Genomic DNA, 22583 nt, shown 5'->3' with positions numbered 1-22583 from the left:
CGCAAAATCATCCGTTCGAACCGATATACCTGAAGGAATACGCACATGGCTGATCTCGCCAAGATCGTCGAGGACCTCTCCTCGCTGACCGTTCTCGAGGCCGCCGAGCTCGCCAAGCTCCTCGAGGAGAAGTGGGGCGTCTCCGCCGCTGCCGCCGTCGCCGTTGCCGGCCCGGCCGCTGGTGGCGCCGCTGCCCCGGCCGCCGAAGAGCAGACCGAGTTCACCGTCGTCCTGGCCTCGGCCGGCGACAAGAAGATCGAGGTCATCAAGGAGGTCCGCGCGATCACCGGCCTCGGCCTCAAGGAAGCCAAGGACCTCGTCGAGGGGGCGCCCAAGCCGGTCAAGGAAGGCGTTGCCAAGGACGAGGCCGAGAAGCTCAAGGCCCAGCTCGAGAAGGCCGGCGCCAAGGTCGAGCTCAAGTAAGTCCACGATGGGCCGCCTCCGGCCCATCACCGCACGGGAGGCTCGCTGGAGCCTTCCGTGACCGGAGCCCGCGGGTGCCTCGCCCGCGGGCTAAGGTCGCTTCTACGGCAGCGACCGGCGGACCCCGGATCAGGTCCGTGCGAGGGTGGGAATTCCAATACGGGGCAGGCGGTCCGGCGGGACGCGTCTGCCAGCCCGGCGCGGGAAGCGGAAGCTTTCCCCGGGCAACCAGGACGCGGGAATGGTGGAGCGAGGTCTCATGGCCAATACGCTGGTCGGTCGCAAGCGCATTCGCAAGTTCTTCGGTAAGATCCGGGAAGTCGCCGAGATGCCGAACCTCATCGAGGTTCAGAAGGCGTCGTACGACCAGTTCCTGATGGTGGACGAGCCGGAAGGCGGTCGCGGCGACGAGGGCCTGCAGAGCGTCTTCAAGTCGGTCTTCCCGATCTCCGACTTCGCCTCGACCGCTCTGCTCGAGTTCGTGCGCTACACCTTCGAGCAGCCGAAATACGACGTCGACGAGTGCCGCCAGCGCGGCATCACCTTCGCGGCCCCGCTCAAGGTGACGCTGCGGCTCATCGTGTTCGATGTGGACCCAGATACCGGCGCCAAGTCCGTCAAGGACATCAAGGAGCAGGACGTCTACATGGGCGACATGCCGCTCATGACGGACAACGGCACCTTCATCGTCAACGGCACCGAGCGCGTCATCGTCTCGCAGATGCACCGCTCGCCGGGCGTGTTCTTCGACCACGACAAGGGCAAGACGCACTCCTCGGGCAAGCTGCTGTTCGCGGCCCGCATCATCCCCTATCGGGGCTCCTGGCTCGACGTCGAGTTCGACGCCAAGGACATCGTGCACGTGCGCATCGACCGGAAGCGCAAGCTGCCGGTGACCTCGCTGCTGTTCGCCCTGGGGCTGGACGGCGAGGAGATCCTGTCGACCTTCTACAACCGCGTGGAATATGTCCGCGACGGCGCCGATTGGCGCGTGCCGTTCGATGCCGAGCGCCTGAAGGGCTTCAAGGCCTCGGTCGACCTCATCGACGCCGATTCCGGCGAGGTGGTGCTGGAAGCCGGCAAGAAGCTCAACGCCCGCAACGCCCGTCTCATCGGCGAGAAGGGCACCAAGTTCCTCAAGGCGACCGACGAGGATCTCGTCGGCCAGTACATCGCCGAGGACCTCGTCAACATGCAGACCGGTGAGATCTGGGCCGAGGCCGGCGACGAGATCTCCGAGAAGCTCCTCAAGAGCCTCGACGAGGTCGGCATCAGCGAGCTGCCGGTGCTCGACATCGATCACGTCAATGTCGGCCCCTACATCCGCAACACGCTGGCCGTGGACAAGAATTCCGGCCGCGAAGGCGCGCTGTTCGACATCTACCGGGTGATGCGTCCCGGCGAGCCGCCGACGCTCGACACCGCCGAGGCGATGTTCCACTCGCTGTTCTTCGATGCCGAGCGCTACGACCTCTCGGCGGTCGGTCGCGTGAAGATGAACATGCGCCTTGACCTCGACGCCGCCGACACCGTGCGCACGCTCCGCAAGGAGGACATGCTGGCGGTCGTCAAGGCGCTGGTGGACCTCCGCGACGGCAAGGGCGAGATCGACGACATCGATCACCTGGGCAACCGCCGCGTCCGCTCGGTCGGTGAGCTGATGGAGAACCAGTATCGCCTGGGCCTCCTGCGCATGGAGCGCGCCATCAAGGAGCGCATGTCGTCGGTCGATATCGACACGGTGATGCCGCAGGATCTGATCAACGCGAAGCCGGCGGCCGCCGCCGTGCGCGAGTTCTTCGGCTCGTCGCAGCTGTCGCAGTTCATGGACCAGACCAACCCGCTCTCCGAGGTGACGCACAAGCGCCGCCTCTCGGCGCTTGGCCCGGGCGGTCTGACCCGCGAGCGCGCCGGCTTCGAGGTGCGCGACGTGCACCCGACCCATTACGGCCGCATCTGCCCGATCGAGACGCCGGAAGGCCCGAATATCGGCCTGATCAACTCGCTGGCGACCTTCGCCCGCGTGAACAAGTACGGCTTCATCGAGACGCCGTTCCGCAAGGTGAAGGACGGCGTCGTGACCAACGACGTGTCGTATCTCTCGGCGATGGAGGAGGCGAAGTACTACGTCGCCCAGGCCAACGCGCAGATGGATGCCGACAAGCGCCTCACCGAGGAGCTCGTCGTCTGCCGCCGCGCGGGTGAAGTCATCGTCGTCGGCCCCGAGCGGGTCGATCTCATGGACGTGTCGCCGAAGCAGCTGGTCTCGGTCGCCGCGGCGCTGATCCCGTTCCTCGAGAACGACGACGCCAACCGCGCGCTGATGGGCTCGAACATGCAGCGCCAGGCGGTGCCGCTGGTTCGCGCCGACGCGCCCTTCGTCGGCACCGGCATGGAGGCCGTGGTCGCCCGCGACTCCGGCGCGGCCATCGCGGCGCGGCGCTCGGGCATCATCGATCAGGTCGATGCCACCCGTATCGTCATCCGCGCCAACGAGGAGACTGACCCGACCAAGCCCGGCGTCGACATCTATCGCCTGCAGAAGTTCCAGCGCTCCAACCAGTCGACCTGCATCACGCAGAAGCCGCTGGTGCGCGTCGGCGAGCAGGTGAAGAAGGGCGAGATCATCGCCGACGGTCCCTCAACCGAGTTCGGCGAACTGGCGCTCGGCCGCAACGTGCTCGTCGCGTTCATGCCGTGGAACGGCTACAACTTCGAGGATTCGATCCTGCTCTCCGAGCGGATCGTGAAGGATGACGTGTTCACCTCGATCCACATCGAGGAATTCGAGGTGATGGCCCGCGACACCAAGCTGGGTCCGGAGGAGATCACCCGCGACATCCCGAACGTCTCGGAAGAGGCGCTCAAGAACCTCGACGAGGCCGGCATCGTCTATATCGGCGCCGAGGTCCACGCGGGCGACATCCTCGTCGGCAAGATCACGCCGAAGGGCGAGAGCCCGATGACGCCGGAGGAGAAGCTCCTCCGCGCCATCTTCGGCGAGAAGGCCTCGGATGTCCGCGATACCAGCTTGCGGGTGCCGCCGGGCGTCACCGGCACGATCGTCGAGGTCCGGGTGTTCAACCGCCACGGCGTCGACAAGGACGAGCGCGCGCAGGCCATCGAGCGCGAGGAGATCGAGCGTCTCGCCAAGGACCGCGACGACGAGCAGACCATCCTCGACCGCAACACCTACGCGCGCCTCGCCGACGTGCTGATCGGTCAGACCCCGGTCGCCGGCCCGAAGGGCTTCCGCAAGGACACCACCCTGACGCGGGAGATCATCAACGATTATCCCCGCTCGCAATGGTGGCAGTTCGCCGTCGTCGAGGACCGTCTGATGACGGAAATCGAGGCGATGCAGAAGCAGTACGACGAGTCGAAGAAGCGCCTCGAGCAGCGCTTCCTCGACAAGGTCGAGAAGCTGCAGCGCGGCGACGAGCTTCCGCCCGGCGTCATGAAGATGGTCAAGGTCTTCGTGGCGGTGAAGCGCAAGATCCAGCCGGGCGACAAGATGGCCGGCCGCCACGGCAACAAGGGTGTCGTGTCGCGCATCGTGCCGATCGAGGACATGCCGTTCCTCGAGGACGGGACGCATGCCGACATCGTGCTCAACCCGCTCGGCGTGCCCTCGCGCATGAATGTGGGCCAGATCCTGGAAACCCATCTGGGTTGGGCGGCTGCGGGCCTGGGTCGCAAGGTGTCGAAGGCGGTGGATGCCTATCTGAGAAATCAGGACATCGCGCCGCTGCGGACGGAGATGGAGGCGATCTACTCCCCGGCCGAGTTGGAGGGTCTCTCCGACGAGGATCTGGCGGAGGCCGGCAACAACGTGCGCCGTGGCGTCCCGATGGCTACCCCGGTGTTCAACGGAGCCAAGGAAGCCGACATCGAGACGATGCTGGAGATGGCCGGGCTCGACCGCTCGGCGCAGTCGACGCTCTACGACGGGCGGACCGGCGAGCCCTTCGACCGCAAGGTCACCATGGGCTACATCTACATGCTGAAGCTCCACCACCTCGTGGACGACAAGATCCACGCCCGCTCGATCGGCCCCTACTCGCTCGTCACCCAGCAGCCGCTGGGCGGAAAGGCGCAGTTCGGCGGCCAGCGCTTCGGCGAGATGGAGGTCTGGGCGCTGGAGGCCTACGGCGCGGCCTACACGCTGCAGGAGATGCTGACGGTGAAGTCGGACGACGTGGCCGGCCGCACCAAGGTCTACGAGGCGATCGTGCGCGGCGACGACACCTTCGAGGCCGGTATCCCGGAGTCGTTCAACGTGCTCGTCAAGGAGATGCGCTCGCTCGGCCTCAACGTCGAGCTCACCTCCTCGAAGAAGGACGCCAGCAACGACCAGATCGAGCCGCCGGCCGAGGCGGCCGAGTAACCGCGAAGACGACCTCCCGCGGCGGCATCCTGCGATGCCGCCGCGGTCGAGCGGGGAGGGGCAGGGCTTCCCGGGACGGAACGACGGCGAGCGGCGCTTCCCGAGAGGCGCGACGCCGGATTTGAGGTTCAGCACGTGAGAGCCCAGGCGCGGGGCATCACGTCAGCAAGGAGCGGATCATGAACCAAGAGGTCATGAACCTTTTCAATCAGCAGGCTCAGCCGCAGAGTTTCGACCAGATCAAGATCTCGATCTCCTCTCCGGAGAAGATCCTGTCCTGGTCCTACGGCGAGATCAAGAAGCCCGAGACGATCAACTACCGGACCTTCAAGCCGGAGCGTGACGGCCTGTTCTGCGCGCGGATCTTCGGGCCGATCAAGGATTACGAGTGCTTGTGCGGCAAGTACAAGCGCATGAAGTACAAGGGCGTCATCTGCGAGAAGTGCGGCGTCGAGGTGACCCTCGCGCGCGTGCGCCGCGATCGCATGGGCCATATCGAGCTGGCCGCCCCCGTCGCCCATATCTGGTTCCTGAAGTCGCTGCCCTCGCGCATCGGCCTCCTGCTCGACATGGCCCTCAAGGACCTCGAGCGGATCCTGTATTTCGAGTCCTACGTCGTCATCGAGCCGGGTCTCACCCCCCTGAAGGAGCGTCAGCTCCTGTCGGAGGAAGAGTATCTGCGCGCGCAGGAAGAGTATGGCGAGGACAGCTTCACGGCGATGATCGGCGCCGAGGCGATCCGGCGCATCCTGCAGGAGCTCGATCTCGAAGGCATCGCGACTTCGCTCAAGGAGGAGATCGCGACGACGACCTCCGAGCTGAAGCCCAAAAAGCTGATGAAGCGCCTCAAGATCATTGAGGCGTTCCAGCAATCGGGCAACCGTCCCGAGTGGATGATCCTGACGGTCGTGCCGGTGATCCCGCCGGACCTGCGCCCGCTGGTCCCCCTGGACGGCGGCCGCTTCGCGACCTCCGACCTGAACGACCTGTACCGCCGCGTCATCAACCGCAACAACCGCCTCAAGCGGCTGATCGAGCTGCGCGCGCCGGACATCATCATCCGCAACGAGAAGCGTATGCTTCAGGAAGCGGTCGATGCGCTGTTCGATAACGGCCGCCGCGGCCGCGTCATCACGGGCGCCAACAAGCGCCCGCTGAAGTCGCTCGCCGACATGCTGAAGGGCAAGCAGGGCCGGTTCCGCCAGAACCTGCTCGGCAAGCGCGTCGACTATTCGGGCCGCTCGGTCATCGTGGTCGGTCCGGAGCTGAAGCTGCACCAGTGCGGCCTGCCGAAGAAGATGGCGCTCGAGCTGTTCAAGCCGTTCATCTACGCGCGTCTCGACGCCAAGGGCTTCTCCGCCACCGTCAAGCAGGCGAAGAAGCTCGTCGAGAAGGAGAAGCCGGAGGTTTGGGACATCCTCGATGAGGTGATCCGCGAGCACCCGGTGATGCTGAACCGCGCGCCGACGCTCCACCGCCTCGGCATTCAGGCCTTCGAGCCGAAGCTGATCGAGGGCAAGGCCATCCAGCTCCACCCGCTGGTCTGCGCCGCGTTCAACGCCGACTTCGACGGCGACCAGATGGCCGTGCACGTCCCGCTGAGCCTCGAGGCGCAGCTGGAAGCGCGCGTCCTCATGATGTCGACCAACAACATCCTGCACCCGGCCAATGGTCAGCCGATCATCGTGCCGTCGCAGGACATCGTGCTCGGCCTGTACTACCTGTCGATCGTCGCCGACGGCGCGGTCGGCGCGCATATCCCCGACGACAAGACCAACCCGATGCAGGGTGTGTTCGGGGATATCGGTCAGCTCGAGCACGCGCTCGCGGCCAAGTCCGTGTCGCTGCACTCGAAGATCAAGTGGCGCTGGCGCGGCCTCGGGCCGGACGGCGAGCCCGTCTCGCGGATCTACGACACCACGCCGGGCCGCGTGATCCTGTCCGGCGTGCTGCCGATGCACCCGAAGGTGCCCTTCGACGTCGTCAACAAGCTGATGACCAAGAAGGAAATCTCGGCGATGATCGACACCGTCTACCGCCATTGCGGTCAGAAGGAGTCGGTGATCTTCTGCGACCGCATCATGGCGCTCGGCTTCAGCCACGCCTTCCGCGCCGGCATCTCGTTCGGCAAGGACGACATGGTCGTGCCGGAGAACAAGTGGCAGATCGTGGACGACACCCGCACGCTGGTGAAGGACTACGAGCAGCAGTACAACGACGGCCTGATCACGCAGGGCGAGAAGTACAACAAGGTGGTCGATGCCTGGGCCAAGTGCTCGGACAAGCTCGCCGCCGAGATGATGGGCCGCATCTCCGCCGTCCGTAAGGACGAGAAGGGCGCGGACAAGCAGGTCAACTCGATCTACATGATGAGCCACTCGGGCGCCCGTGGTTCGCCCGCGCAGATGAAGCAGCTCGCGGCGATGCGCGGCCTCATGGCCAAGCCGTCGGGCGAGATCATCGAGACCCCGATCATCTCGAACTTCAAGGAAGGCCTCGACGTTCTCGAGTACTTCAACTCCACCCACGGTGCTCGTAAGGGCCTCGCGGACACGGCGTTGAAGACCGCGAACTCGGGTTACCTCACCCGCCGCCTCGTCGACGTGGCGCAGGATGCCGTCATCCGGGAGACGGATTGCGGCACCACCAACGGCATCAAGATGCGCGCCATCATCGATGCCGGCCAGGTCGTCGCCCCGCTCGCCATCCGCATCCTGGGCCGCGCCACGGCCGAGGATCTGGTCGCGCAGGACGGCACGATCATCGTCAAGACGAACGAGACGATCGAGGAGAAGCACCTGCCGGCCATCGCGGCGGCGGGCATCCAGGAGGTGAAGATCCGCTCGGTGCTGGTGTGCCAGACCAAGAGCGGCGTCTGCGCCACCTGCTACGGGCGCGACCTCGCCCGCGGCACGCCCGTCAACATGGGCGAGGCCGTCGGCGTCATCGCGGCGCAGTCGATCGGCGAGCCGGGCACCCAGCTCACCATGCGCACCTTCCACATCGGTGGTGCGGCGCAGATCGCGGATTCGTCTTTCGTCGAGTCGAGCTTCGAGGGCACGATCAAGATCCGCAACCGGTCGCTGGCCAAGAACTCGGACGGCGATCTCATCGCCACCGGGCGCTCGGTCGCCGTGGTGATCGTCGGTCCGGACGGGGCCGAGCGGGCGGTTCACCGCCTGCAATACGGCGCCAAGGTGCGGGTCGACGAGGGCGACACGATCAAGCGCGGGCAGCGGATCGCCGAGTGGGATCCCTACACCCGTCCGATCGTCGCCGAGGTCGACGGCATCGTCGGCTACGAGGACCTGAACGACGGCCAGTCGATCACCGAGACGACCGACGAGTCGACCGGCATCGCCAAGCGCGTGGTCATCGACTGGCGCGGCTCCTCGCGCACGTCCGACCTCAAGCCGGCGATGCTCGTGCTCGACCGCGACGGCAAGCCGATCAAGCTGCCCCGTGGCTCGGATGCCCGCTACTTCCTGCCCGTCGATGCCATCATCGGCCTCGATCCGGGTGCGAAGGTGAAGGCCGGCGACGTGCTCGCCCGTGTCTCGACCGACTCGGCCAAGACCCGCGACATCACCGGCGGTCTGCCGCGGGTGGCGGAGCTGTTCGAGGCGCGTCGTCCGAAGGACGCGGCGATCATCGCCGAGAAGTCCGGCACCATCGCCTTCGGGCGCGACTACAAGAACAAGCGTCGTCTCACGCTGACGCCGCATGACGGTTCGGACGCGGTCGAGTACCTGATCCCGAAGGGCAAGCACATCCACCTTCAGGACGGGGACGTGGTCGAGCTCGGCGACTACATCGTCGACGGCAACCCGGCGCCGCACGACATCCTGGCGATCAAGGGCGTGGAGGAACTCGCGGCCTACCTCGTCAACGAGATCCAGGAGGTCTACCGGCTCCAGGGCGTGTCGATCAACGACAAGCACATCGAGGTGATCGTTCGCCAGATGCTGCAGAAGGTCGAGATCACCGATGGCGGCGATTCGGACATCCTGACGGGCGACCAGATCGACCGTACGGAGCTGGCCGACTTCAACGAGAAGCTGCTCGCCGAGGGCAAGAAGCCGATCCAGGGCGTTCCGGTCCTGCTCGGCATCACCAAGGCCAGCTTGCAGACGAAGTCGTTCATCTCGGCGGCCTCGTTCCAGGAGACCACCCGCGTCCTCACCGAGGCGGCGGTCAACGGCAAGGTCGACACCCTGGAAGGCCTCAAGGAGAACGTCATCGTCGGCTCGCTCATCCCGGCCGGCACCGGCTCACTCGCGGCGGACATCCGTTCCATCGCACGCCGCCGCGACAGCCTGATCCTGCAGCAGCGCTCGTCCGAGAACGCGGCCAACGCCGCCGAACTCAGCGAACTGCCCCCGGCGGCGGCCGAGTAATCGGCCCGCCCCTTCGGGAGCATCACACACAACAAAAGGCCCCCGGCTCTCGCGAGCCGGGGGCCTTTCATTTGGGAAAGCCGCCCCGACCCCAACATCCCCCTCATCCTGGGATGCGGAGCGACGCCACCTCAGGATGAGGGGGAGGGGTGGGACATCCGAGCCGCGCTCAGCGCCCCGTGCGAACCCGCGTCCAGCTGCGCGTGACGAAGCGTTGGGTCGTGTCGTTCCAGGCGGTGTTGACGCCGAGCCGCTGCATCGTCGCCTCGTCCGGATAGATGCTCGCGTCCTTCAGGATCTCCGGCTTCACGAATTTCTGTGAGGGCAGGTTGCCGTTCGCGTAGGACACGAAGTTGGTATTGGCCGCCGCCACCTCGGGCCGCATCATATAATCGATGAAGGCATAGGCCTCCGCCGGATGCGCCGCATCCTTCGGGATCGCGAAGGTGTCGAACCACATCTGCGTGCCCTCTTTCGGGATCACGTAGGCGATCTCGACGCCGTTCTTCGATTCCTCCGCCCGCTTCTTGGCCTGGAGCACGTCGCCGGAATAGCCGACCGCGAGGCAGAGGTCTCCGTTGGCCAATCCGTTGATGTATTCGGACGAGTGGAACTTCCGGACCGCGCCGCGGACCTTGTAGAGGGCGTCGGTGACCGTCGTGATGTCGTCCCAGCGCTTGGAATCGACCTTGTAGCCGTAGAAGGGCAGGACCGACGGGATCAGATCCTCCGGGGAATCGAGGAGCATCACCCCGCAATCCTTGAGCTTGGCCATCGTGGCCGGATCGAGCACGAGGCTCCAGCTGTTGAGCGCCCGGCCCTGACCCAGCCGCTCGCGGACAGCGGACACGTTCACGCCGAGGCCGGTCGTGCCCCACATGTAATCGACGGCGAAGGTGTTGCCCGGATCATAGGCCTGGAGCCGGTTGGCGATCTCGGGCCATACGTTCTTCAGGTTCGGGATCTTCGCCTTGTCGAGGGGCAGGAAGACACCGGCCTTGATGAGCCGCTGGAGAAACGGCCCGGACGGGACCACCACGTCGTAGCCGGATTTGCCGGCAAGGAGCTTGGTCTCCAACACCTCGTTGTTGTCGTAGGTGTCGTAGACGACCTTGATGCCCGTCTCCTTGGTAAAGTCTTCGAGCACCTTGGGGTCGATATAGTCCGACCAGTTGTAGACGTTGACGACGCGCTCCTCGGCCGCGGCGAAACCGGGGAGGGCGCCGAGCAGGGGAAGGGCGGCGAGCGCCGCCAGCAGCGCCCTGCGGATCACGGCTCGCCCCGTGCGGCCACCACCACGACTTCGACGAGATATTCGGGTGCGGCGAGCTTCGCCTCGACGGTGGCACGGGCCGGCGGGTTCTCGCGATCGACCCAGGCATCCCAGGCGGAGTTCATCTCGGCGAAGGTGGAGATGTCGGCGAGATAGATCGTCGTCGACAGGATGCGGGACTTGTGGCTTCCGGCCTGCGCCAGCAGCCGGTCGATCTGCTCCAGCACGGCCTGGGTCTGAACGGTGACGCCGTTGCCGACCGGGTCGGCGGCCACTTGGCCCGCGAGGAAGACGAGGCTGCCATGGGCGGCCGCCTGGCACATGCGGGGTCCGGTCTCGTAGCGCTCGATGGTCATGGGTCGATGATGGCCTCTGCAAGGGGGCACGTTGAGGAATGCCCGGACCCTTCTGCCGCCGGGAACGGTTCCTCGTAAAGAGCCGACAACGACCGGACGGCGCGTGGCAAATTTCGCGCCTGCGCGTCCCAGCGGAGGCAACCGGGCGGTTCGCTCGCGCGTTTGTCAACCGACAACGGCCAAGGCTCGGGCGGAACGCGTCCGAGCCTCTCTTCAATCCCGATTCGGCAAGCCGTCTAAGCTCTTAGAGGTCGCACATGGGCATCATCTGGACCATCATCATCGGCTTCGTCGCCGGCGTGATCGCGAAGTTCATCATGCCGGGCAACAACGAGCCGTCCGGCTTCATCCTCACCACGATCCTCGGCATCGTCGGCGCGTTCGTGGCCACCTTCCTCGGCCAGGCGCTGGGCTGGTACGGGCCGAACCAGGGGGCCGGTTTCATCGCCTCCATCGTCGGCGCCTGCGTCGTGCTGGCGATCTACGGCTTCGTCGCCGGCCGCAGCCGCACCACGTCGCTCTGATCCCCCGAGCGTCGACAACGAGAAAGGGGCGCTCCGCGAGGAGCGCCCCTTTCTCGTTGCGCCGTGTGGATAGAGGATCAGGCGAGGCGGTCGTGATCGCTCTGGGTGAGCGCCTTGACGGCACAATGGCCGGTGGCGCCGCGCACCGCGAGGCCGACGCCGACGACCAGGGCGGCCAGGCTCAGGAGCTTGTTCGGGCGCGGCTGGGCGGCCGCCGCCGCGATGCCGAGCCCGAGCGCGACGGAGACCGCCCGCTCGGTCATGGTCAGGTTCTGCGTGCCGCCGAAAATGTCTTCGATCATCTCGTTCATCGTGGGTCCGCGTCCTTGCGATGGGCTCAGATTCGCGGGGCGAACGCGGCGCAGGCGCGGGCGTTCCGGCAGGACTGCTATGACGCGGCCTGTTGCCGGGCGAGAAGCCCGTCGTCGATCTCCCGGGCCCGCACGGCCGCGGGCCGGGCGGCGTGGCGGGAGGCGTAGGCTTCGAAGGCCGGGCGCCGCGGGATCGTGCGGAACTGCATGCCCCAGCCGAGATGGGCAGCGAGATACAGGTCGGCGGCGCTGAAGCGATCCCCCGCCACGAAGTCCCGGCCGGACACGGCGCCTTCGAGGGTGTCGAGCACCGAATCCAGACTGCCGTAGCCGACCATGCCGCGCATCCTCGGGTCGTCCGGCACGGTGACGCCCAGCACCGTATTGGTGGTCGCCGCCTCGACCGGGCCGGCGCAGAAGAACAGCCAGCGGTAATAGGCGCCCCGCGCCAACGTCGTCGGCGCCGGCGCGAGCCCGGCCTCGGGAAAGGCATCGGCGAGATAGGCCAGGATCGCCGCACATTCGGTCACCACCGTCCCGCCGTGGCGGAGCGCCGGCACCTTCCCCATCGGATTGATCGCCCGATAGCCTTCGCCCTTCATCGCCGGACCAAAGCCGACGAGTTCGGTGCGGTAGGGCGCGCCCACCTCCTCCAGCATCCAGCGCACGATCCGGCCGCGGGACATCGGCGCGGTGTAGAACACGAGTTCATCGGTCATCGGGGCGTCCCTCACGCAGGCTGTTCTGCGCCGCGCCTCGGATCACGGGCGTGGACCATCATAGCCCGTCGAGGAGCAGGACGGCAGCGGAGTCCGCATGGTCCGGCAGGCCGCAGCCTTCGAGCGCCTCGATGAAGCGACCGCTCAGGTCGCGGTCGCTGCCGTAGATCGTCCGTACCCGCGGGGCACGCAGACCGAAGCCGGGACTGAGGCGCAGGATCGTCCGGATGCGCGCCTCGGCCTCGTTGGAGCGGCCGCAGGCCATGTCAGCGGCAGCGCCGATCGCGTGGGCGATCGTGTAACCGGGGCTGCGCTCCGTCGCCAGCGTGGCGCGCTGCCTCGCCTCTTCGTAGCGACTCAGGGCGTAGAGCGCGGCCGCAGAGGCGGCGGCGTAGGTCGCGGGCGGAACGGAGCTCTGCGCGCGTGCCCGCTCGGCATTCGCCAGGGCGGGCCCGTAACGGGCCGCCGCCGTCTGCGCCATGGAGAGGAAGGCGAGGCTGCCCGCGTCGTGGGGCGCTAGGGCGAGGCCGTGCTCGGCCGCTGCCAAACCCTCCTCGTAGGCCCCCCGCAGGGCGAGGGCGTAGCTCAGGGCGCGGTAGCCCACCGGGCTCGCCGGGTTCAACTCCAATCCCCTGCGGATCGTCGCCTCGGCCTGCGGCAGCGCGTCGGGACCATAGGAGCCGGAAATCGCCAAGCCGGCATCGGTCGCCGCCGCGAGGCCCTTCAGGCCGTAGGCCGTCGCGAAAGCGGGATCGAGTTCGAGGGCGCGCTCCAGCGCAGCATGGGCCAGAAGGAGATCGCGGCGGCCGAACTGATTGAGATGGGCGATGGCCTGCATCGTGAGTTCATAGGCATTCGACGGGGAGGCCTCGCAGGCGAGCCGCGCGATCTGCTCGGCTTGGCAGAGGCCGTCGAACAGCCCGGTGACGAGGCGTGCGAGCAGATCGTCCTGCATCGCGAAGAAGCTCGCGGTGGGAGCGACGCAGCGCTCCGCCCAGACATGCCGACTGTCGCGGCCATCGATGAGCTGTACGTTGACGATGAGGTTCGTTCCGGCCTGCCGGATGCTGCCCTCCACGACGTAGCGGACCCCGAGCATAAGGGCGATTTCGGCGGAGGTCTCGGCGAGGGCGCGGACCGCGAAGGCATTCTGCCGCGCGACCACGCCGATATGCCGGTTACGGGCAAGCTCCGTGGTCAGATCCTCGGCGAAGCCCGCCCCGAGCCCGGCGAAGTCCGGGTGGAGGGTGCCGAACTCGTCGAAGGGCAGCACGGCGATCGGCTGCCAGAACAGCCCCCGCATCCGGGGCGGACCGGCCGGATCGATCGGACCGGCGGTGGAAACGGATGCGGCGGCCTCGGGAAGCGCGAGGACATAGCCGCGGCGCGGGACCGTGCGGATGAGGTCGCGGCCCTGCTCGCCCAGCAGCCGCCGGATCTCGGAGATGCATTGTGTGAGGGAATCCTCCGTCACCACCACGTTCGGCCAGCAGGCCGCGAGCAGATCGTCCTTGGTGACCAGCTCGCCCACCCGGGTCGCGAGGTGACGGAGCACCGCGAAACTGCGCGGTCGCAGGCCCAACCGCCGCCCGTCCCGCGCGACGACCTGCTCCCGCCGAAAATCCACAACGAGGTCGGCGAGGTCGATGCGATCCATCGTCCTAAGAATTCGCTCCGAAGCTGACCTTGCGACGATATCAGAAAATTTCGGAAAATCTTCAGAACCGCTCAGCGGCGCTTCAAGACCTGGGATTGAGCTGCATCGTATCGAAACGAGCACCGACGGACCCGCGCCGTCGTCGCCCCGAGATCGAGGCAAATTCCAGAGGGAGGCTCCATCCGATGTCCTACACGATCCGTGCGGCCCTCGCCGCCGCCATTGCCGCCACGTCGATTCCGGCCGCACAGGCCATGCCCATGGGGGGCAGCCTCACGGCCCAAGTCGACGGCCAATCCGCCCAGCCGATCGGCAGGGGCGGTCAGATCCGCCTCACGAAGACCGCCACGGGGACCAATACCGGTCCCGGCACGCCGCTCGACGGTGCGACGGTGCGCTTCAGCGATGTCGCCGTTCTCAAGGACGGCCAAGGCACGCTCAAGGGCACGATCACCTTCGTGACGCCGAGCGGCTCCACGACGAGTCCCTATACCGGCCGCGTGGCCACGGACGCATCGGGGCGGGTGACCGCCGAGGGGGCCTTCACGACGACGAAGGCGACGGGCGATTTCGCCGGCCTCAAGGGCAGGGGCACGTTTTCCGTCGCCTTCACCTCGCCCACGACCTTCACCGGACAATGGCAGGGCGACTTCCAGGCGTCGGCGCAACGGACCTCGCGGAGAGAGTAGCTGTTGACGCGCCCCGGCAAACGAAGAAGGGCGCAGCCTCGGGAGAGGCTGCGCCCTTCTTCATGGTTTGGCGTAGCGTAGGGCGAGACTTATTCGCCCGCCTCGCGGCGGCGCTCGCCGCGGTCGCGGCGGGGGCCGCGGTCGCCGCGATCACCCCGGTCGCCCCGCTCCTCGCGCTCCGGCTCGCCGCGCTCCGCGCGCTCGGCCTTCAGCTTCTCGGTGATGTCCTCGCCGGTCTCCTGGTCGACGACCTTCATCGACAGGCGGATCTTGCCGCGCTCGTCGGCGCCGAGGAACTTCACCTTGACCTTCTGGCCTTCCTTGACCACGTCGCCGACCTTGGCGACCCGCTGGGGGGCCAGCTCGGAGATGTGGACGAGGCCGTCCTTGGCACCGAAGAAGTTCACGAAGGCGCCGAACTCCATGATCTTGACGATCGTGCCATCGTAGATCGTGCCGGCCTCCGGCTCGGCGACGATGGAGCGGATCCAGTTATAGGCCGCCTTGATCGCCTTGCCGTCGGAGGAGGCGATCTTCACGACGCCGGTATCCTCGATGTTGATCTTGGCGCCGGTCTTCTCGACGATCTCGCGGATGATCTTGCCGCCGGTGCCGATCACGTCGCGGATCTTGTCGGTGGGGATCTGCATCGTCTCGATGCGCGGCGCGTACTCGCCGAGCTCCGGACGGGCCGCGGTGAGGGCGTTGGCCATCTCGCCGAGGATGTGGGCGCGGCCGTCCTTCGCCTGGGCGAGGGCGATCTTCATGATCTCCTCGGTGATACCGGCGATCTTGATGTCCATCTGGAGCGAGGTGATGCCCTCGTCCGTGCCGGCCACCTTGAAGTCCATGTCGCCGAGGTGATCCTCGTCGCCGAGGATGTCGGACAGGACCGCGAAGCGCTCACCCTCGAGGATGAGGCCCATGGCGATGCCGGCGACCGGGCGGCGCAGGGGCACGCCCGCATCCATCAGCGACAGCGAGCCGCCGCAGACGGAGGCCATCGACGAGGAGCCGTTCGACTCGGTGATCTCGGACACGACGCGGATCGTGTACGGGAACTCGTGGGCCGGCGGCAGAACCGGACGGATCGCGCGCCAGGCGAGCTTGCCGTGGCCGATCTCGCGGCGGCCGGGCGAGCCCATGCGGCCGGTCTCGCCGACGGAATAGGGAGGGAAGTTGTAGTGGAGCAGGAAGCGCTCCTTGTAGGTCCCTTCCAGGGCGTCGATGAACTGCTCGTCCTCGCCGGTGCCCAGCGTCGCGACCACCAGGGCCTGCGTCTCGCCGCGGGTGAACATCGCCGAGCCGTGGGCGCGGGGCAGCACGCCGACTTCCGAGACGATCGAGCGGACGGTCTTCACGTCGCGGCCGTCGATGCGCGAGCCGGTGTCGAGGATGTTCCAGCGGACCACCTTCGACTGGGCTTCCTTGAAGGCGGCCTTGACCTTCTCGGGGGAGAACTTCTGCTCACCCTCGGCCGGGCAGAGGGCGGCGACCACCTTCGCCTTCACGGCGTCGACGGCCTTGTAGCGGTCCTGCTTGATCGTGATCTTGTAGGCGTCGCGCAGCTCGGTCTCGGCGATGTCGAGCACCGCCTTCTCGACGTCGGCGTTCTCCGGCGGGGAGAAATCGCGCGGCTCCTTGGCGGCCTTCTCGGCGAGGCGGATGATCGCCTCGATCACCGGCTGGAAGTGCTTGTGGCCGAACATCACGGCCCCGAGCATCACGTCCTCGGACAGTTCCTTGGCCTCGGACTCGACCATCAGCACCGCGTCCTGCGTGCCGGCGACGACGAGATCGAGGGTCGATTCGGCGACTTCCGTCACCAGCGGGTTCAGCTTGTAGCCGCCGTTGAGGTAACCGACGCGGGCGGCGCCGATCGGGCCGGTGAACGGCACGCCCGACAGCGTCAGGGCGGCGGAGGCCGCCACCATCGAGACGATGTCCGGATCGTTCTCGAGATCGTGCGAGAGGACGGTGACGACGACCTGCGTGTCGTTGCGCCAGCCCTCGACGAAGAGGGGACGGATCGGGCGGTCGATCAGGCGGGAGACCAGGGTCTCCTTCTCGGAGGGACGGCCCTCGCGCTTGAAGTAGCCGCCCGGGATGCGGCCGGCGGCGTAGGCGCGCTCCTGGTAGTTCACGGTGAGCGGCATGAAATCGATGCCGGCCTTGGGCTCCTTGGCGGCGACCACGGTCGCCAGCACGGTGGTCTCGCCGTAGGTGGCGACCACGGCGCCATCGGCCTGCCGGGCGGTCTTGCCGGTCTCGAGGACGAGCTTGCGGTCGCCCCAGATCAGCTCTTCGCGTTGTACGTCGAACATGGTTGCTTCTGCCTTCATGCGTGCGGGGCTCGGCCCGGCGCCGCCAGTGGCAAGACGGCGAGACGCTTCTTCTCGAAAGAAAAAGCGTCCGGCGATCCTGCCCTGGCGCCTCGCGCCTCGAAGCCGCCCTTGCGGACCGGCCGAGCCCCATGCCCGGACGGTCCCAAGTGAAACGCGGCCCGATCGGGCCGCGCGGTGTGGGTCGAACCTCTTAGCGGCGGATGCCGAGGCGCTCGATGAGGGAGCGGTAGCGGCCCTCTTCCTTGCGCTTGAGGTAGTCGAGCAGCGAGCGGCGCTGCGAGACCAGCTTCAGGAGGCCGCGGCGGGAATGGTTGTCCTTGCCGTGGGTCTTGAAGTGGGCGGTCAGGTTGGTGATCCGCTCGGTGAGCAGCGCGATCTGGACCTCCGGCGAACCGGTGTCCTTGCCGCCCTGGGCGTATTCCTTGATGAGCGCGGTCTTGCGCTCGGCCGTGATCGACATCGGCTTGCCTTTCAGGTGGGATTTGGTCGGGAACGCCGCCCGCAACGGACTCAGGCGCTCGAAGCTCGCGGTCGGGCCGGTGCCGGGATGTCGTCCAGCACGGTCAGCCGCAAGCGGCACAAGCCCCGCCCGTCAGCCGGGTCGAGGCGGGGCGGACCATACACGAAACCGTGGGAAGCGCCAGAGGCGTCCGGCGTTCCGGCCATGGCCGATGCGCCCTGCCGCGGAATTTGCTTGGTGAGGCGGGACATCGAGGCGGAACAGACGGACCGTATGGCCGACACCCCCACCACCGCGCCCGCGCGCATCGCCGATCTCGCCGCGGCGCGGTCCGAGGAGCCGGACCTCGCCCGCAATCTCACCGCCTTCGGCCTCGTCTGCATCGGCGTCGGTGCGACCGTGGGCGCCGGCATCTTCGTGCTGACCGGGACGGCGGCGGCCCATTACGCCGGACCCGGCCTGATGCTGTCCTTCGTGCTCGGCGGCATCGCCAGCGGGCTCGTGGGCCTCTGCTACGCGGAACTGGCCGCGATGATGCCGGTGGCAGGGTCGAGCTATTCCTACGCGCGGGCGACCTTCGGGGCGCTGCCGGCCTGGATCGTCGGCTGGGACCTCGTGCTCGAATTCGCGCTGGCCGCCGCCACCGTCGCGGTCGGCTGGTCGGGCTACGCCCAGAGCCTGACGGCGGATGCGGGCCTGCACCTGCCGGCGGCGCTCGCCGCCGCGCCGGGGGAGGGCGGGATCGTGAACCTGCCCGCGGCGGGCATCGTGCTGGCCCTCACCGCGCTGCTGATCGCGGGCAACCGCGGTGCGTCGCGGGTCAATGCGGCCCTGGTCGCCCTCAAGGTGGCGATCATCCTGGCCTTCGTCGGGATCGGCGCAGCGCATCTGCGGCCCGAACTCTGGTCGCCGCTGGTGCCGCCGAACGAGGGCGCGTTCGGCACCTTCGGCTGGAGCGGGGTGTTCCGGGGGGCCGGCGTGGTGTTCTTCGCCTATGTCGGCTTCGAGACCATCGCCACGGCCGCGGGCGAGACCCGCAATCCGCAGCGCGACGCACCCATCGGCATCATCGGCGCGCTCGTCGTCACGAGCCTGCTCTACATCGCGGTCGCGGGCGTGCTGACCGGCCTCGTGCCCTACCGGGAACTCGCGGTGCCGGATCCGATCGCCAAGGCGATCGACGCCACCGGACTCACCGGCTTCGCGCTCGCCATCAAGGTCGGGGCCTTGCTGGGGCTGACCACCGCCACGCTCACCGCCCTCTACGGGCAGGCCCGCATCTTCTACGCCATGGCCCGCGACCGCATGCTGCCCGACTTGTTTGCCCGCGTGCATCCGCGTTGGCGGACGCCTTGGGCGTCGCAGGGATTGATCGGGCTCGCCACCGCGCTGGTCGCGGCGCTGGTGCCGATCGACGTGCTCGGCGAACTCGTCAGCATCGGCACGCTGCTGGCCTTCATGCTGGTCTGCGCCAGCGTCCTGATCCTGCGCCGCACCGAACCGGAACGCCCGCGGCCGTTCCGGGTGCCGGGCGGTGCGATCGTGCCCGTGCTGGGAATGGTCGCTTGCCTCGCCCTGATGGCGAGCCTGCCGGGCGACACGTGGCTGCGGCTCGCGGGCTGGCTGGCCGTGGGGCTGGCGATCTGGTTCGGCTACGGCCGGAGCCGGAATCGAAACGGCCCGGATCGCGGGATCCGGGCCGGAGACACTCAGTAGGAGCGGTGATGCGGGCCCGCCGCATGGCGGCCCCCGCCGTAGCGGCGGCGAACCCAGGCGATGGCCTTGGGCAGCAGGAAGACGACGAGGATCTGGCGCAGGATGCCACGCATGCGGGGCTTGTCTCCGTTCGGATTGTTCGGTTGCAGGTCCAATGCCGGAGAGGCCCCCCGCGTTCCCCGTCACAATGCGAGCGTCAGCGTCACCGGCGCATGGTCGGAGGGCTTGTCCCAGCCCCTGGCCTCGCGAAACACCTCGACTTGGCGCACCGTGCCGGCGAGATCGGGGGAGACCCAGGCATGGTCGAGGCGCCGGCCCTTGTTGGCCGCGGCCCAATCGGGGGAGCGGTAGCTCCACCACGTGTAGATCTTCTCCGGTTCCGGCGTGAGGAGGCGGGCGGCGTCGATCCAGCCGGCCTCGCCCCGCAGGGTCTCCAGCGCCTCGGTCTCGACGGGGGTGTGGCTCACCACGTCGAGGAGCTGCTTGTGCGACCACACGTCGTGCTCCAGCGGCGCGACGTTGAGGTCGCCGACCAGGATCGCGGGGCCGGACACCCGGCGCCCGCCCCAGGCGCGCAGCTCCTGCAGGAAGTCGAGCTTGTGCGCGAATTTCGGGTTCAGGTCGCGATGGGGGACGTCGCCCCCGGCGGGCACGTAGAAATCGTGCAGCACGAACCCCGCCGCCGGTCCCGCCTCGGGTCCGAGCGCCGCACAGATGTGGCGCGCATCCGGCTTGCCGCAGAAGCTCATCACGTCGCGGGTCAGCAGGGGAAAGCGCGAGAGGATGGCGACGCCGTTATAGCCCTTCTGGCCGGCATACACGATGTTCTCGTAGCCGCTGCCCTCGAACGCCTTGAGCGGGAACAGCTCGTCCGGACACTTCGTCTCCTGGAGGCACAGGACGTCGGGCTGCACCGTTTTAAGGAATCGCAGCACGGACTCGATGCGCAGCCGCACCGAGTTGATGTTCCAGGTCGTGACGGTGAGGCGCACGGGGACTGCCTGAGGAGCGGATCGGAGCCGCTCCGATAGCCGACCCCGGGCGAATCCGGAACCGCCGCGGTCAGGCCGCGGCCGCCTCCTCTTCCAGGGCGAGGCGGTGGAGCACGGCGCAGAGCCGGTCGCCGGTCATGCGGGACAGATCGAAGCCGCTGGCATCGGCGACGTCGCCGTAGCGGTCGGCATCGGCCTTCGACGCGCCGACATAGGCCATCGACCACTCGGTGAAGAGGCGCGCCTCGACGGCGTCGTAGGCCAGGAGCGAGACCTCGCCGTGGCGCTCGTCCTGCTGGATGCGCTCGAAGGTGGCCTCCACCGCCGCACTCGGTCCTTCCAGCACCTGGGCGAAGCAGCCGGCATTGAACATCAGCGCACCGGTGACGCCGACGCGGGCATTGTTGACCCGGCTCGCGGCGAGGATGGAACGGATCGTGCCGTCCATCCCCCCGGACGCACCGGAAGTGCGGTTGCGGCTGTAATAGACGAGGCGGCGCAGATCGTCGGTCATGGTGGGCTCGGAGCTCGGGATCGGATCGGCGGAGGGGCGGAATCAGGCAGCAGGGACGAGGGCCTCAGCGGGAACGACGTCGGAAACGGGGGGATCGGAAACGTGCGCGCCCGCGCCGAGCAGGGCGAACGCCTCGGAGGCCGGCATCGGCCGGCCGGTGAGGTAGCCCTGGACTTCGGTGCAGCCCTCCGCCCGGATCGCGTCGAGCTGGTCGGCGGTCTCGACGCCCTCGGCGGTGGTGCGCATGCCGAGGCTGGCGCCCAGCCGGGCGATGGCCCGCACGATCGCGCCGCACTCGGCGCTGCCCGCCATGCCGCGCACGAAGGACTGGTCGATCTTGATCTTGTCGAAGGGAAATTTCTGCAGATAGCTGAGCGACGAGTAGCCGGTGCCGAAATCGTCCATCGAGATCCGCACGCCGAGATGGCGCAGGCCGTTCAGCACGGTCAGCACGCCGTCCGTGTCGTCGAGGAGGGCGCCCTCGGTGATCTCCAGTTCGAGGCGGGCGGGGTCGAGGCCGGTCTGGGCGAGCACCAGCGTCACCGTCTCGACGAGCTTGCCGCCACGGAACTGGATCGGGGACAGGTTGACGGCGATCGAGGCCGGCTGCGCCCAGCGCGCCGCCTCGCGGCAGGCGGTGCGCAGGGCCCATTCGCCGATGCCGACGATGACGCCGATCTCCTCGGCGAGCGGAATGAAGGTGGCGGGCGAAATCAGTCCCCGCTCCGGATGGTGCCAGCGCAGCAGCGCCTCGAAGCCCGAGACCTCGCCGGTCTCCAGCCGGATCTGCGGCTGGAAGACGAGGGTGAATTGCTTGAGGGCGAGCGCCCGGCGCAGGTCGATCTCCAGGCTGCGGCGCGCCTGCACCGCCGCGTTCATCGCCGGCTCGAAGAAGCGGTAGGTGCCGCGCCCGTCCGCCTTGGCGCGGTAGAGGGCGAGGTCGGCATGCTTCAGGAGGTCGTCGGGGAGACGTCCGTCGTCGGGAAACAGGGCGATGCCGACGCTGACGCCGACATTGAGCATCTGACCGTCGAGGACGTAGGTGCGCCCGACGAGATCGACGAGGCGATTGGCCAGGGCCTCGGCCGCCAGCGGCTGGTCGGCCCCGACCTGACCGACCTGCAGGATGGCGAATTCGTCGCCGCCGAGGCGGGCGATCACGTCGTCCCGGCGGGCGGCGTTGCGCAGGCGCTCGGCGACCTTGCGCAGGAGCGCGTCGCCGACCGGATGACCGAGGGTGTCGTTGACCGCCTTGAACCGATCGAGATCGAGCATCAGCACGGCCAGCGGCGCGCCGGCCTCCTCGGCCGCCGCGACCGCGGCGCTCAGGCGGTCGTGCAGCTCGACGCGGTTGCACAGACCGGTGAGCGGCTCCAGCCGGGCCAGGGCCGCGCTGCGCAGATGCTCGGTGACGTCGTCGAAGGTGAGGGCGAAGCCGCCGGTGGAGAGGGGAGCGAGCGCCGCCTCGACGAGGCGCCCGCCTTCGAGAGCGAGTCGCTCCCGGGTCGGACGACGGGCGGTCAGGGCCTCGGTCAAGGCGCTCCGCCCCAGCCGTTCGGCACCGCGATCCGTCCCCACCTCGGGCGCGGCGAGCAGAGTGGCGAGGCTGGAACCCACCGTGACGGCGCCCGCGAACAGGATTGCGGCGTGATCATTGGCGAAGGTGACGGTCCCGCCCGCGTCGAGCAGGAGCAGGGGGGTGGCCATCTCGGCCAGGGCCGCCTCGAACGGACCGAGGGCGGGAATCGTCGCGGCGGAGGAAGCGGGCATGCGGCCAGATCGCATCTCGATGAGGCCGCCTGAAGGGGCGGCGACCCCAT

The 22583-nt window shown here is 67.9% G+C and carries 16 protein-coding genes; 6 read left to right on the top strand and 10 right to left on the bottom strand.

Annotated elements, in window-relative coordinates:
- The first annotated feature begins 45 nt into the window (after positions 1-45).
- The 3 genes from rplL to rpoC all read left to right on the top strand — a co-directional run bounded on the left by rplL (position 46) and on the right by rpoC (position 9207).
- Positions 46-423, top strand: a complete 378-nt coding sequence (gene rplL / locus MFF26_RS25030) for a 50S ribosomal protein L7/L12 (protein ID WP_137830005.1) — start codon at positions 46-48, stop codon at positions 421-423.
- A 259-nt stretch (positions 424-682) separates the two neighbouring features.
- Entirely contained in the window at positions 683-4810 is a 4128-nt protein-coding gene (rpoB, locus tag MFF26_RS25025; RefSeq protein ID WP_137830006.1) for a DNA-directed RNA polymerase subunit beta, read from the top strand.
- Positions 4811-4989: 179 nt separating this feature from the next.
- On the top strand, positions 4990-9207 hold the full coding sequence (gene rpoC, locus MFF26_RS25020; RefSeq protein ID WP_137830007.1) for a DNA-directed RNA polymerase subunit beta': 4218 nt from the start codon (positions 4990-4992) through the stop codon (positions 9205-9207).
- Positions 9208-9376: 169 nt separating this feature from the next.
- Here rpoC and MFF26_RS25015 read toward each other — a convergent pair whose 3' ends face one another.
- Positions 9377-10480 carry a polyamine ABC transporter substrate-binding protein gene (locus MFF26_RS25015; protein WP_137830008.1) on the bottom strand — a complete coding sequence of 368 codons (1104 nt, stop codon included), beginning with the start codon at positions 10478-10480 and terminating at the stop codon, positions 9377-9379.
- Positions 10477-10836, bottom strand: coding sequence for a RidA family protein (locus MFF26_RS25010; RefSeq protein WP_238308796.1), 360 nt, complete (start codon positions 10834-10836; stop codon positions 10477-10479). Before MFF26_RS25010 ends, MFF26_RS25015 begins: the two co-directional genes overlap by 4 nt.
- A 257-nt stretch (positions 10837-11093) precedes the next feature.
- On the opposite strand from MFF26_RS25010, the gene MFF26_RS25005 reads away from it, so the two are divergent.
- On the top strand, positions 11094-11360 hold the full coding sequence (locus MFF26_RS25005; protein ID WP_137830010.1) for a GlsB/YeaQ/YmgE family stress response membrane protein: 267 nt from the start codon (positions 11094-11096) through the stop codon (positions 11358-11360).
- Positions 11361-11437: 77 nt separating this feature from the next.
- On the opposite strand, the gene MFF26_RS25000 is transcribed toward MFF26_RS25005, so the two are convergent.
- From MFF26_RS25000 to MFF26_RS24990, 3 genes are all read right to left on the bottom strand, one after another.
- Complete coding sequence (locus tag MFF26_RS25000; RefSeq protein ID WP_137830011.1) at positions 11438-11671, bottom strand: YgaP-like transmembrane domain; 234 nt, start codon at positions 11669-11671, stop codon at positions 11438-11440.
- Positions 11672-11748: 77 nt separating this feature from the next.
- A complete protein-coding gene (locus MFF26_RS24995; RefSeq protein WP_137830012.1) occupies positions 11749-12390 on the bottom strand; it encodes a glutathione S-transferase family protein in 642 nt (213 codons plus the stop codon).
- Positions 12391-12448: 58 nt separating this feature from the next.
- On the bottom strand, positions 12449-14047 hold the full coding sequence (locus tag MFF26_RS24990) for a winged helix-turn-helix domain-containing protein (RefSeq protein ID WP_137830013.1): 1599 nt from the start codon (positions 14045-14047) through the stop codon (positions 12449-12451).
- 185 nt (positions 14048-14232) lie between these two features.
- Here MFF26_RS24990 and MFF26_RS24985 point away from each other — a divergent pair, with 185 nt between their 5' ends.
- Positions 14233-14736 (top strand): hypothetical protein, encoded by a 504-nt coding sequence (locus MFF26_RS24985; RefSeq protein ID WP_137830014.1) that lies wholly within the window; start codon positions 14233-14235, stop codon positions 14734-14736.
- Positions 14737-14825: 89 nt separating this feature from the next.
- Here the strand turns inward: MFF26_RS24985 and pnp are convergent, their stop codons facing one another.
- Together pnp and rpsO are read right to left on the bottom strand one after the other, a co-directional pair.
- Positions 14826-17060, bottom strand: coding sequence for a polyribonucleotide nucleotidyltransferase (gene pnp / locus MFF26_RS24980; RefSeq protein ID WP_137830015.1), 2235 nt, complete (start codon positions 17058-17060; stop codon positions 14826-14828).
- Positions 17061-17271: 211 nt separating this feature from the next.
- Positions 17272-17541 (bottom strand): 30S ribosomal protein S15, encoded by a 270-nt coding sequence (rpsO, locus tag MFF26_RS24975; protein ID WP_137830033.1) that lies wholly within the window; start codon positions 17539-17541, stop codon positions 17272-17274.
- Positions 17542-17814: 273 nt separating this feature from the next.
- On the opposite strand from rpsO, the gene MFF26_RS24970 reads away from it, so the two are divergent.
- Entirely contained in the window at positions 17815-19257 is a 1443-nt protein-coding gene (locus MFF26_RS24970) for an amino acid permease (protein ID WP_137830016.1), read from the top strand.
- 182 nt (positions 19258-19439) lie between these two features.
- Here the strand turns inward: MFF26_RS24970 and xth are convergent, their stop codons facing one another.
- The 3 genes from xth to MFF26_RS24955 all read right to left on the bottom strand — a co-directional run bounded on the left by xth (position 19440) and on the right by MFF26_RS24955 (position 22533).
- On the bottom strand, positions 19440-20249 hold the full coding sequence (xth, locus tag MFF26_RS24965) for an exodeoxyribonuclease III (protein WP_137830017.1): 810 nt from the start codon (positions 20247-20249) through the stop codon (positions 19440-19442).
- A 70-nt stretch (positions 20250-20319) separates the two neighbouring features.
- Positions 20320-20763: a BLUF domain-containing protein gene (locus MFF26_RS24960; RefSeq protein ID WP_137830018.1), complete on the bottom strand. Its 444-nt coding sequence runs from the start codon at positions 20761-20763 to the stop codon at positions 20320-20322.
- Between the two features lie 42 nt (positions 20764-20805).
- A complete protein-coding gene (locus MFF26_RS24955; RefSeq protein ID WP_137830019.1) occupies positions 20806-22533 on the bottom strand; it encodes a putative bifunctional diguanylate cyclase/phosphodiesterase in 1728 nt (575 codons plus the stop codon).
- Between the last annotated feature and the right edge of the window lie 50 nt (positions 22534-22583).

It is taken from the genome of Methylorubrum suomiense (assembly GCF_022179765.1).
Taxonomy (GTDB): Bacteria; Pseudomonadota; Alphaproteobacteria; order Rhizobiales; family Beijerinckiaceae; genus Methylobacterium; species Methylobacterium suomiense.
Note: the sequence above shows the minus strand (reverse complement) of the source record. Positions and strands in the feature narration are given on the sequence as shown.